The 11,508-nt window shown below is 40.9% G+C and carries 9 protein-coding genes and 1 pseudogene; 2 read left to right on the forward strand and 8 right to left on the reverse strand.

Annotated features, from left to right (window positions below; all coding sequences use genetic code 11):
- Positions 1-223 precede the first annotated feature (223 nt).
- The 3 genes from ACXAEO_RS11390 to ACXAEO_RS11400 form a co-directional block, all read right to left on the reverse strand.
- Entirely contained in the window at positions 224-1,114 is an 891-nt protein-coding gene (locus tag ACXAEO_RS11390; protein WP_474880976.1) for a diacylglycerol/lipid kinase family protein, read from the reverse strand.
- Between the two features lie 517 nt (positions 1,115-1,631).
- The gene (locus ACXAEO_RS11395) at positions 1,632-2,606 is read right to left on the reverse strand and encodes an FkbM family methyltransferase (RefSeq protein WP_474880978.1); all 975 of its coding nucleotides are present in this window, start codon (positions 2,604-2,606) and stop codon (positions 1,632-1,634) included.
- 156 nt (positions 2,607-2,762) lie between these two features.
- A complete protein-coding gene (locus ACXAEO_RS11400) occupies positions 2,763-3,227 on the reverse strand; it encodes a GNAT family N-acetyltransferase (RefSeq protein ID WP_474880980.1) in 465 nt (154 codons plus the stop codon).
- A gap of 185 nt (positions 3,228-3,412) precedes the next feature.
- On the opposite strand from ACXAEO_RS11400, the gene ACXAEO_RS11405 reads away from it, so the two are divergent.
- Entirely contained in the window at positions 3,413-4,597 is a 1,185-nt protein-coding gene (locus ACXAEO_RS11405) for an aminotransferase class I/II-fold pyridoxal phosphate-dependent enzyme (RefSeq protein ID WP_474880982.1), read from the forward strand.
- 63 nt (positions 4,598-4,660) lie between these two features.
- Here the strand turns inward: ACXAEO_RS11405 and ACXAEO_RS11410 are convergent.
- Positions 4,661-5,577 (reverse strand): annotated as a pseudogene (locus ACXAEO_RS11410) (DMT family transporter).
- 165 nt (positions 5,578-5,742) lie between these two features.
- Between ACXAEO_RS11410 and pdxR the strand changes: the two are divergent.
- Positions 5,743-7,179 (forward strand): MocR-like pyridoxine biosynthesis transcription factor PdxR, encoded by a 1,437-nt coding sequence (gene pdxR / locus ACXAEO_RS11415; protein WP_474880984.1) that lies wholly within the window; start codon positions 5,743-5,745, stop codon positions 7,177-7,179.
- 52 nt (positions 7,180-7,231) lie between these two features.
- Here the strand turns inward: pdxR and ACXAEO_RS11420 are convergent, their stop codons facing one another.
- The 4 genes from ACXAEO_RS11420 to cysK all read right to left on the reverse strand — a co-directional run bounded on the left by ACXAEO_RS11420 (position 7,232) and on the right by cysK (position 11,419).
- A complete protein-coding gene (locus ACXAEO_RS11420; RefSeq protein ID WP_474880986.1) occupies positions 7,232-8,584 on the reverse strand; it encodes an FAD-dependent oxidoreductase in 1,353 nt (450 codons plus the stop codon).
- A 174-nt stretch (positions 8,585-8,758) separates the two neighbouring features.
- Positions 8,759-8,902 (reverse strand): hypothetical protein, encoded by a 144-nt coding sequence (locus ACXAEO_RS11425; RefSeq protein ID WP_474880988.1) that lies wholly within the window; start codon positions 8,900-8,902, stop codon positions 8,759-8,761.
- 258 nt (positions 8,903-9,160) lie between these two features.
- The gene (locus ACXAEO_RS11430; protein ID WP_474884110.1) at positions 9,161-10,342 is read right to left on the reverse strand and encodes a YeeE/YedE family protein; all 1,182 of its coding nucleotides are present in this window, start codon (positions 10,340-10,342) and stop codon (positions 9,161-9,163) included.
- A 153-nt stretch (positions 10,343-10,495) separates the two neighbouring features.
- Positions 10,496-11,419 carry a cysteine synthase A gene (cysK, locus tag ACXAEO_RS11435; protein ID WP_474880990.1) on the reverse strand — a complete coding sequence of 308 codons (924 nt, stop codon included), beginning with the start codon at positions 11,417-11,419 and terminating at the stop codon, positions 10,496-10,498.
- Between the last annotated feature and the right edge of the window lie 89 nt (positions 11,420-11,508).

Below are 11,508 nucleotides of genomic sequence, written 5' to 3' on the forward strand. Positions count from 1 at the left end.
TTCCCGACCAGGTACTCTCCTTAAAAAACGAGAAACATACGAGAGAGGAAGATCGGTTTAGCTTAACTTGAATGTGACGAAAAGAAAATCGTTCTTCTACCGTACAAGCAAGTGAAAAAAAAGACACACAAACCTATTTATTATTCTATTTAGACGTAAAATATCCCTTCATTTACATATTATTTCCTTTTATTTGATTTTTAAGCACATCGCAGTATTTCCATCATTTGTCAAAAGGGGTAAAAACGCGTAAATGCTTTTTGAGTACATTAATTGTAATTGGGAGCTCAGGTCCTATTTCTCCATCAAGATTCGAGGTCAGTGACTCAGGAGATGACACATGCAAAGTGGACGTATGAATGTATTCAATTGCTGGATCTTCTACATGCTTTCCTTTTAAAAGGGAAAGCATGAGTGTTCCTAACTTTACTAAAGGTACATCACGCACAATGACACACCGCATTAATCCATCATCGATTTTTGCATCTGGTGCCATTTTTTCGAAGCCTCCACCAGAGTTAGTGAGCGTTGCCAGCAACAAAAGTGCCTCTCCCTCCCACTCTCCTTGATCGTGGAGAATTCGCGTTTGAAACGTTTGTTTCTCTACAAGTGTTTTAATTGCTTCAACCAAATAGGCCGCAGGGCCAAGTAACGTCTTTTGCTGAACGGAAACGGCGCAAGAAGCTTCTGCGATACCTCCGACAGCAATAATATTAGAGAAATACATATGATGAACTTTCCCGATGTCTACTTGCTTTACGTGCTGTTGTTTCAATACTTCAACCGCCTGTTGAAAATGTAAAGGAATATTTAATCCGCGGGCAAAATCATTGACCGTCCCAAGAGGAACCATTCCTAAAATCGGACGATGTTCCTGCTCAGCCAGACCGTTAATGGTTTCATTTAGCGTTCCATCCCCTCCTACTGAAATAACGGCATCGAACTGCTCTTCACAAGCTTCTCTTGCGTAGATGGTCGCATCGCCTTCTTTTTCAGTCAGGCGTACATCTGTTTTATATTCCATGTCATGAAGAGCTTGGACGATGGATGCTTGATTTCGTTCTGCTTCTTCTTTTCCTGAAGATGGATTAAGAATGATCATTGCTTTTTTCATGTTTGCTCACTCACCTTTAATTTCTGTCGTCTAAATTGCTTTATAGCTTTCTATACCCCGACACGAGAAAAATGAGTCTGCCTTTTCATGACGATATTGAAATTAAAATCGGGAGACGACGAAAACAGAGCATGCGCTCGTTCATCGACTTGTCTGAGCGGCTATGAACAAACATAAAGCGTTATACTATATATACGAGATGAAAAGAGAAAAAAGACCGCAAATGCTTCTTTGCAAAGCGATCTTTTTGTAAATTCAACGCGTTAACAGCGCTTCACTGCTATGGCTTTTTCCACATTAAGTAGTACGTAAATCCGAGACAAATCACTCCTGCCCCAGTGAAGGCATATTGAATGATTCTTATCGTTTCCATATGCAAAACCTCCAAATTTTTCTATTAATAGCTTTTCACATTTTGCTGCTTTCATGCACAATTGTAACGGACTAACTGTTTCTTTTTCCGCTCTTTAACCTGAAAAAAGCCCTCGATAAATCGAGAGCTTTCGCTTCAGCTATTTTACTGTAGTCCGAGCTGGTGTTTCATTTTTTCATCCGTCAACAACAGGAAGTCGGTATGGATGTATTCGGATTTAAATAGTTTTTTCAATTTTTCATAGGTCATGTCTGATGCCAGAAGAAGGCGGTCATCCAAATCGTAAAGATAGACAGCGAAATGACGCTGCAAAAATCGTAAAAATTCATCAATGTCCAGACCGGAGTTTCGAATATAATGACTGTCAAACTCAATTAATCCGACAGCGGTACGGCAATTTTCTAACACGTTCTCCATCCCTTTTAACACAAACCCTTCAAATCCTTCGACATCCACTTTAAAAAGCAAATCAGCATTGCTTAATTCGTCTTGTTGGAACAACGAATCAACGGTAATGGTCGGAACCATCGTTTCTTCAATCATTTGGTGTGATGGCATATAAGATGCAGACGATGTTCCAGACCAATGTGTGTCGATGTAAAACAATTGCTCCTCCTTCTCCGTATCAGACGCGAAGGCATGGACGAGATGAATTTGTGCTGTGTTTGGATGTTCCTCTTTTGACCTCATCATATATTCAAATAAATGTTTATTCGCTTCAATTCCATATACTTTCGTATATTCAGGATATGTAACAGAAAAAAGGCATTCACCGTAGTTAACCCCTACATCTACGACAAGAGTAGGCTTATAATACTGAACTGCCCTACTCCAAAAAGTGGAAAGACGACCTTGTGTAATCCCCTCTTTAATTAATAAGGCCCTTCCTCTGTTTTCATTCGGATTAACATAAAGAATGTTAGAAGAAGGTAATATGATTTGGCTTGGAAGCTTGTTAATATTTAATGTTTTATACTTTAAAAGAATGCCAGCGTCAATTAACAGCTTCCATGTTTTCGGGTACTTTTCCCACATTTTCATAACAATCGGTTTGCGAGTGAATGCGTTCGTTCCCATGGCTAAACGTTCCTTTCCATTTTCAAAATAAGAATGACTCACGACACATTCTTCCGTTTGAAAAAGTGAAATTCCTGTCTTGCGGAAAAGATTTTACAATTCTTTAACATGCTTCTACTTTTTTCACTCTTGTAGCTTCGATTGTGTTTGAACAAATCGAAAAAAGAGGTGGGTTTTCTCCTTTCAGACAGCCCCTGCTTACGATTCCAATGATTTTTCGAAGCAATCAACTTGATTTTCACCAAGTGGTTTTGTCGCGTAATAGCGAAAGCCTGCTCGTTCCCAAAATACTCGTCCTCGTTCATTTTGCTGCAGCACACCTAAACGAACGTCGGTTACATTACGCTCAATCAACCATTGCTCAAAATGAAAATACGCTTGCGTGCCATAACCGTAGCCGTGATAGTCTTCATGAATGAGAAAAGAACCAATCCACGGATAGCCGTCCTTTTCATTTAACATCATAAAATCGATTAATCCTATATAGGTATCATCTGCCTTTATAAATAAGCTGATCGTCTTGTCGTTTCTGTATTCTGCGCGTACTTCTTCCATCGTTCTCGTTTCTTTTCCATTTTCTAAACGATTGTATTGTTTGTTCGAATTTAACAACTCCATGGCAATGTATAAGGTGTCTTCTGTAATCGGTTCAAATGAAATCATATAATACGATCCTCTCGTTTCCATAAAATTAATTCAACGTCCTGACTGAACTATTTTCTCATCATTTTGCACTTCCTTCAATGAGTTCTTGATTAAGTGATTGCGAGCGGAGACAAATGGGTGTATATTTATAAAAATAAACTTTTTACAGCCGTTCATTTTTAAAGATAGAGAGGTATGAACAGATGAAACATGCATTAAATCCCCAAGTACAACAAATTGAAATTTCCGGCATCCGTCAGTTTGCCGAAAAAATTAACACCTATCCAGACGTCGTTTCATTAACAATCGGCCAGCCGGACTTCCCGACTCCTGAGCATATTAAAGAAGCCGGTAAGCGCGCGATTGATCAAAATATGACTTCTTACGCTCATACAGCAGGTGTGCTCGAGCTTCGAGAAGCCGCTTCTAAATATTTCTCATCTAAATATGGACTAACTTACAGCGCTCATGATGAAATTTTAGTAACAAATGGAGCGACCGAAGCCATTTTTATCACATTAAGAACGATTTTAAATGAAGGCGATGAAGTGTTGCTTCCAACGCCTGCTTATTCCGGCTATGAGCCTGTGATTACGTTGTGCGGTGGCAAAACAGTTTGTGTCGATACGACTGATACAGCGTTCAAATTAACGAAAGAGCAAGTGCTTGAGCACCTTACTCCGAAGACAAAAGCGGTCATTCTTGGCTACCCTTCCAATCCGACAGGTGCCATTATGACGAAAGAAGAATTAGAAGAGTTAAGCACCGTCTTACGCGATTTAGACATTTACGTCATTGCAGACGAAATATACAGTGAATTAATTTACGGACAAGAGCACGCTTCAATTGCGCTGATTGACGGAATGAGAGAGAAAACAATCGTATTAAATGGTCTTTCAAAGTCACACGCGATGACAGGATGGCGCATCGGCTTTACACTTGCGCCGGCACATTTGACGAACGAAATGATTAAAGTTCATCAATATACCATTACAAGCATTAACACCATCGCCCAAATGGCCGCTATTGCTGCATTAACAGACGGTAAAGATGATGCCCATGCGATGAAAGCAGAATACGAAGCACGACGCGATTATTTATGCAAGGAATTAACAGCTCTTGGTTTTGAGATGTTCATCCCAGAAGGCGCCTTTTATATTTTCCCGTCTATTAAAAACTTCCACGACGACTCGTATGAATTCAGTGTCCAATTGTTAGAAGAAGCAGGAATTGGCGTTTTACCAAGTACGGTATTTACAAATGGCGGTAAAGAGCATATCCGCATTTCGTATGCATACTCAATGGAAAAATTAGAAGAAGCGATTAAACGCTTCCGTCTCTTTCTTGCCAACTATGAAAAGAAAGACAAAACAGTCTCTCCTGTTTGATAACTAAAAGGACTTGCCGTAAATCCAGACTACACTGGATTTATGGACAAGTCCTTTTTCTCGTTATACGGCTTTCTTCAGTAACCTCCCTTGTTTCCAATATGAATGAAGAGTTGCCCGGTTAACTAAAAAGACGCCGATTAAAATCAGCAACGCTCCAATCCCCATAATCGGCTTAACTGGTTCGTGCAACAGCACATACCCGACCACAACGGCAATGAGTGGCGAAACATACAGCCATGTGGACGGGAACACTGGGTTGATTTTGGAAATAAGCCAATAATACAACCCATGCCCGCCAATTGATCCGACAAAAATTAAATAAATAATCGGTAGCCATGTGCCCCAGCCGGTAAACATGGAAATATCAGGCCGTTCCGTTAGCGCTGAAAAAACGAGCAACATCACACCGCCATACAGCATTTGCACACCGTTAACTAAAAAAGGAGAAACTCCTGTTTCAGTAGCTAAAATGTCTTTTGAATTTAACGTACCAATTCCATAAAAGAGTTGCCCGCCTAAAATGACGATACATGCGATCATCCACATATACGATACGTCTTGCTGCATGCCTGGAATTGAAATGCATGCGACTCCCGCGAGCGCAATAAGCAACGCGAGAAACTGTTCTTTTTTTATGACTGTTTTCGACCTTTTTGCTTGAACAAATAAAATCATCATCGGTCCTGTTGCTGATAGCACCGCTGCTAATCCTGATGTGATATATTGTTCGGCCCAATACAATGTCGCAAATGTCATGAACGTAAGACAAAAACCGGCAAAGGACACTTTTTTCGATAAAAGTAAACGGGTAATCTCGTGTTTTTTCCATACAAAAAATAGTACAACGAGCAAACCTGCGATGAAAAAACGAAGACCAGCTGAAAAAGCGGTGGCGCCCCTGCTTCAATCCCCATCTTAATCGCGAAAAATGTTGTCCCAAAAATAAGACAAATAAAAAGATAATTCATCATAACCATTCCTGTTACCTCCTTTTACAGATGAGATGATTATAGAAGATAATAGCTATAACAGTACAACACAGCCTATAACAGTGGATCCATCTTTTCATTGCTAAAGAGCTACTTGTACGCTTAACATAGAGATACAATAATCAATAGATGGAAAGAAACAAGGTGATTCGGATGAAATTAATGCTGCATAAACAGTCAAGTACGCCGCTCTATCAGCAAATTTGTATGCAAATAGCACAGCGAATTCAAACAGGTATGCTGGCACATGGGGAACAACTTCCTTCTTTACGAATGCTGGCAGATGAACTGAGCGTTAGCTTATTAACCGTACGCAAAGCGTATAAGTGGCTCGAAACGAAAGGATACGTCTCCGTCCAGCCGGGTAAAGGAGTGTATGCAAAAGGAACCAATAAACAAGCAAGGCCGCAACGTTTGCCATATGATTGGCAGCAGACTCTTTCTTATAGTGTTGTTCGTTCCCAGTATTTGCTTAATCGAAATAAACAATATTACGATTTTTCACAGGCCGTTGTGTACCCCCGCCTCTTGCCGACACAGTTTCTTGCCGATGAGATGAAGCAAGTTTTGGAGAAAAACCGAATGATTTTAGCAACGTACGGACCCGTACAAGGAGATGAAGAACTGCGTTTCGCTATCTCTGCTTATATAAAAGAGCAACAAAGTCTAAACGCCTCTCCCTCTAATCTCATTATTACAAGCGGCGTCCAGCAAGGAATTGATCTTATCGCCCAAACCCTTTTGAAGCCTGGTGATACCGTTATTGTGGAAAGTCCGTGCTACGGAGCGGCCATTGATGTATTCATGAACAAAGGCATTCAAGTCATCGCCATTGAGATGGATGAACATGGCATGCGCTCAGATCGATTAGAAGAAATATGTCAAAAAAAGAAGCCCGCTTTCATCTATGTGAATCCTACCTTTCACAATCCGACCGGAACGTTAATGAGCAGGCAAAGGCGACAAGAAATCGTGGAACTTGCTGAACTTTATCACTTTTTTATTATTGAAGATGATTCATTCAGTGAAATGTACTTTGAAGAGAAAGTTCTTCCACCTCCGCTTAAATATTTTGACCAAAACGGGCATGTGCTCTATATAAAAGGCTTCAGCAAAACGATGGCTCCAGGAGTGCGCATCGCCGCCGTGTTTGCAGAAGGACCTGTATTTGATTGGCTTTATGCAGCCAAATCAGCAATGGATATCGGCAGTCCGCTTTTAACACAAAAAGCGCTCCTTCCATTTTTGCGCACAGAACGCATGAGGAATCATCTGCAAAAATTGCGAACCGCTCTGCAAATCCGGCGCGATACGACCGTGAACATCCTCTCTTCGCTAGGAGAGAAAACGAGCTTTCACGTTCCTCAAGGAGGGTTGAATATATGGGTCGCCTTACCAGAAACACTCCACCCGATGACCCTGCTTATGAAAGCAAATGAGGCTTCCATCTCCTTTTTGCCCGGATCAGCCTGTTTCGTTCATGAACCGAAGCATCATTACATACGGCTAAGCTACTCTTTGTTAAGCGACTATGACTTGGCCGTCGGTATGGAAAAGCTTCGAGACATCATTTCAGTCGAAACCAACTAATCATCATACATAACAAAAAGGGAAACCAATGTGGCTTCCCTTTTCCATTCATTTAATTATGCACAAGTTCTTTCATTTCTTCTGCCTGCAAACCAGCTTGGTTCAAGAAATGCCACGGTTTGTTGTAATGCGGTTGGAAGAAAAAGTCCATAAAACTTAAATCATCGACCGTCATTTCGTTTTGAATGCAAATAGATATCGTATTGACGGCTTGTGTGACATCGGCTTTAGACATAATTTGCGCACCGACAATTCTACGAGATGCTTCTTCGTATACCACTTTGAATAAAATCGTTTCATATGTTGGCATGAATTCTGGACGATCGTGTTCTTCGATTGTGATGCTTTTCACATTCATTCCGAAAAATGAAGCGGCTGTTTCTGTTACACCCGTTGAAGCGATATTTAAATCATACAATCGTAAGCCTGACGTTCCTTGTGTTCCCATATATTTAACAGATGGTTCCATAATATTTTTCGCTACAAGTGTGCCCATTCGCACTGCATTCGTCGCAAGCGGGATATACATTGGGCGTTTCGTCGGATTATAAAACACCGCGCAACTATCACCTGCTGCATACACATCGTTTTTGCTTGTACGCATGTATTCATCCACAATAATGGCTCCATTTTCAAGCATGTCCACTTGACCTTCTAAAAGCTTCGTATTTGGGCGGAAACCGACACATAAAATCACTAAATCTGCTTCATACTCCCCGTTTGTTGTGACTACTTTTGAAACTTTTCCATCTGCTCCCTCAAATTTGGTCACCGATTGGTTAAGAGCGAGTTCTACCCCGTGTTCCATCAATTGCTTTTCAATTACTGTCGTATATTCTGGATCAAGATACTTGTTCAAAATACGGTCACCGCCGTCAATTAACGTCACGTCTGCTCCGTATTTTTCAAACGCTTCAACAAGTTCAACCCCAATGTATCCCGCACCAATCACTGTAATTTTCTTCGCCGTTTTCGCTTTTTCAATAATGTGATTCGCATGAACAAAATTTTTCGCTAACACAATATTGTCAAGATTCATTCCTTCGATATTCGGGATGATTGGCCATGAACCTGTCGTCATGACAAGCTTATCAAACGTTTCTTCAAATACTTCCCCATTTATTAAATTTTTCGCTTGGAGTTTCTTTTTATCTGTATCAATAGAAATCACTTCATGCTTCATCTTCATATTTACGCCCATTGACGCCAATTCTTCCGGTGATGAATAAAACAATTTATTAGCATCTTTTGCTACGCCTCCGACATATAAAGCAATGCCGCATGATAAAAAGGATACATTATCATTCTTTTCATAGACCGTAATATCTGCATTCGGATAAAGAGACGCTATATTTTTAACTGTTGCCGTTCCAGCATGTGTACACCCAATTACTGCAATTTTCATGAAGGTGCCTCCTTAAAAGTATATTTTGTGAAATATTTCACATATAAATTTGTGAAGTTTTTCACATTTATTATGTTTTTATTATAATCAATGAAAGGAAAAACAGCAAGCACTTTGTGATATTTATCACAAAGTTTTTTTGAAAGTCATTTTCTCTCCCTTCTTCCACCTCCTTCATCGAAATATATTGGCTAACTTTCGCATAATAATATCCGTTTCGCCCGCCACAATGACGCTAATGTTTCCATTTATACAAATAGCTACCGTCAATATATCGTCAATATGGGACAACACATAATAACTTGCGTACACTTCCACACGAACCCCTCTTTTCAGATTGTTTGCTATAATATATGAAGATATTCGGCAAACATGTCCGCTTGACAGCTCATTACCTATAAATAAGGAATTGTCCAATAAGTCTTAAAATGTTTAGGAAAATGATTGTTTTTTTGTTTATACAAAATGGACCGTTTATAAAAAAACATACTATTCCTGGGCTTTTGTAACGGTCCATTTTGCGGGGGTGTCTGAAAAGAGATGGTTTTCCTCTTTTCGGACACCCCTTATATTCTCTTATCTTTTATAGGCACAATATGGCCGAATTTTCACACCGATGATACTTCCAATAAATGCAGCAACAAACCAAAGCCAGCCGTGCATGCTGAAAGAAGCGATTCCGTCAAAATAAGCGCCGATGTTGCAGCCAAATGAAATACGTGCCCCGTACCCCATCATCAATCCGCCAATAAGCGAACCGATCGTCATGCGTGTCGGTAGCTTCCATTGAACAGGTTTGCTAAATCGACCTGCAAGAGCGGCCGCAAATAAAGCGCCGAACATTAAACTAACATCCATTACGGTTGTAACATCTAAATATAATGGGTTGTCTAATGAAGCGGCCCTTGATGGTTCTTGCCAATAAGACCATGTTTCAGGGTGTGCCCCTACCGTTTGAACCATTTTAGCTCCCCAAAGAGCAAAGGCAGATGTAATTCCCCAAGGTTTTCCTTGTAACATTAAAACGAGCGCATTCACGACCGCCAGCAAAACTCCACCAAGAATAAGCGGCCATGGGCCTTTCAACATGTTTTTCCAGCCTTGTTCACGTTCTCTTTTTTCTAATATGAGTTTACCGTGTTTGCGTTTTTCAAACCAGATTGTTGCATAGTACACGACAGCTAGTAAGATGAATTGAATGACAAAACCGGATAATACGCCAAATTGCTGAATAAGTGAAATCGGCTGAAATTGCGGCGTGTTCATCCACCAATCAAAATGAGTCGTAGCAATAACAGATCCCGCAATAAAGCCGATTAATGTCACCATCCCATTTACGTCACCGCCGCCGATGTGATACAGTGTGCCAGATGCACAGCCGTCTCCCATCTGCATCCCGATTCCGAAAATAAACGCCCCGACTAGCACGGACATTCCAACCGGAAATACGTATCCAGACACAGGGTGACCAAACATGCTCTCTTTTAAGATTAATGGTAAAAACAATGCATTGGCCACAACCATCATAATCATTTGGGCACGAATCCCTTCACCGCGTCGATATAAAATAAATTGACGCCAAGCAGAAGTAAATCCGAAACGGGCTTGATAAAGTACGAAGCCCCCGATTCCGCCAAGCAAATATAAAAGTGCTTGATTCAAAGATACTTTGCCATATAAGAAAACAGCACCGCCAATTAATACGAGAAGCGATAGTGTACCTAACCATTTGTTTCGATTAGGCGGGGTGCCGATGATTTTCTTCGTTGGCAATAACGTTTGATTTTTGGCTATTGTTGACAATTTAACCCCTCCTTTTTCCATTTTTCATAATACAACAATTCCCATCGGTTTTCTATATTTTTCATCAAAAAAAGAAAAAGCCTTTTATAGCTTTTTCTTCCCTGTTCATTATTCCGGAAATAAATCAGAAGATAAATAGCGTTCCCCTGTATCTGGCGCCATACAAAGCACTCTTGCTCCTTTCGGAAGCTGCTTCGCTGTTTCGACCGCAAAATGGGCGGCAGCTGCACCAGATGCACCGACAAAAATGCCTTCTTCCGCTGCAAGGCGGCGAGCCATAACTTGTGCGTCTTCATCTTTAATCAATAAAATCTCATCATAGATAGAACGGTTTAAAATCGTCGGAATAAAGCCAGGGCCTGTTCCTGGGATTTTATGAGAGCCTGGTTCCCCTCCAGACAGCACTGGAGATCCGTATGGCTCGACTACATAAATCTTTAAGTCTGGCATTCTTTTTTTAAGTTCTTCGCCTGTCCCAGTTACCGTTCCACCTGTCCCTGCTGTGAGCACGAACGCATCGAGCTGCCCGTCAAATGCATCTATGATTTCCACCGCTGTCGTGCCGCGGTGGGCATCCGGATTCGCTGCATTTTCAAACTGCATCGGAATAAAGCTGTCCGGCATATCAGCAGCAAGCCGCTCCGCCTCATCAATTGCTCCTTGCATACGTAAAGCTGATGGTGTTAAATAAACTTCTGCTCCATATGCTTTTAAAATTTTTACGCGCTCAACCGTCGCATTATCAGGCATCGTAATGATGCAGCGATAACCTTTCGCCGCACAAACCATGGCGATTCCAATACCAGTATTTCCAGATGTTGGCTCAATAATCGTACTTTTTCCAGGAGTAAGTCTCCCTTCTGCTTCCGCGCGCTCAATCATGCTTCTTGCCGCACGGTCTTTCACACTTCCTCCCGGATTGAATGATTCCAGCTTTATGTAGACGTCTGCCCCATTCACTTCAGGAATGTTGTTTAATTTGACAATGGGAGTGTTTCCCACTAAATCAAGAATGGAATCATATAGTTTCATTTGTCATCCAACCTTTATTGTATTATTCCTATAAGATTATACAGGATTTTACACGAGGAACCAATGAATTACAATGGAAAAGTTTCAGA

The sequence above is a fragment of the Bacillus sp. ABA4_010 genome, from assembly GCF_056159105.1.

Coding starts and splice junctions, on each gene's coding strand:
- ACXAEO_RS11390 (WP_474880976.1), bottom strand. CDS start 1,114: ATGAAAAAAGCAATGATCATTCTTAATCCATCTTCAGGAAAAGAAGAA.
- ACXAEO_RS11400 (WP_474880980.1), bottom strand. CDS start 3,227: ATGATTTCATTTGAACCGATTACAGAAGACACCTTATACATTGCCATG.
- ACXAEO_RS11405 (WP_474880982.1), top strand. CDS start 3,413: ATGAAACATGCATTAAATCCCCAAGTACAACAAATTGAAATTTCCGGC.
- pdxR (WP_474880984.1), top strand. CDS start 5,743: ATGAAATTAATGCTGCATAAACAGTCAAGTACGCCGCTCTATCAGCAA.
- ACXAEO_RS11420 (WP_474880986.1), bottom strand. CDS start 8,584: ATGAAAATTGCAGTAATTGGGTGTACACATGCTGGAACGGCAACAGTT.
- cysK (WP_474880990.1), bottom strand. CDS start 11,419: ATGAAACTATATGATTCCATTCTTGATTTAGTGGGAAACACTCCCATT.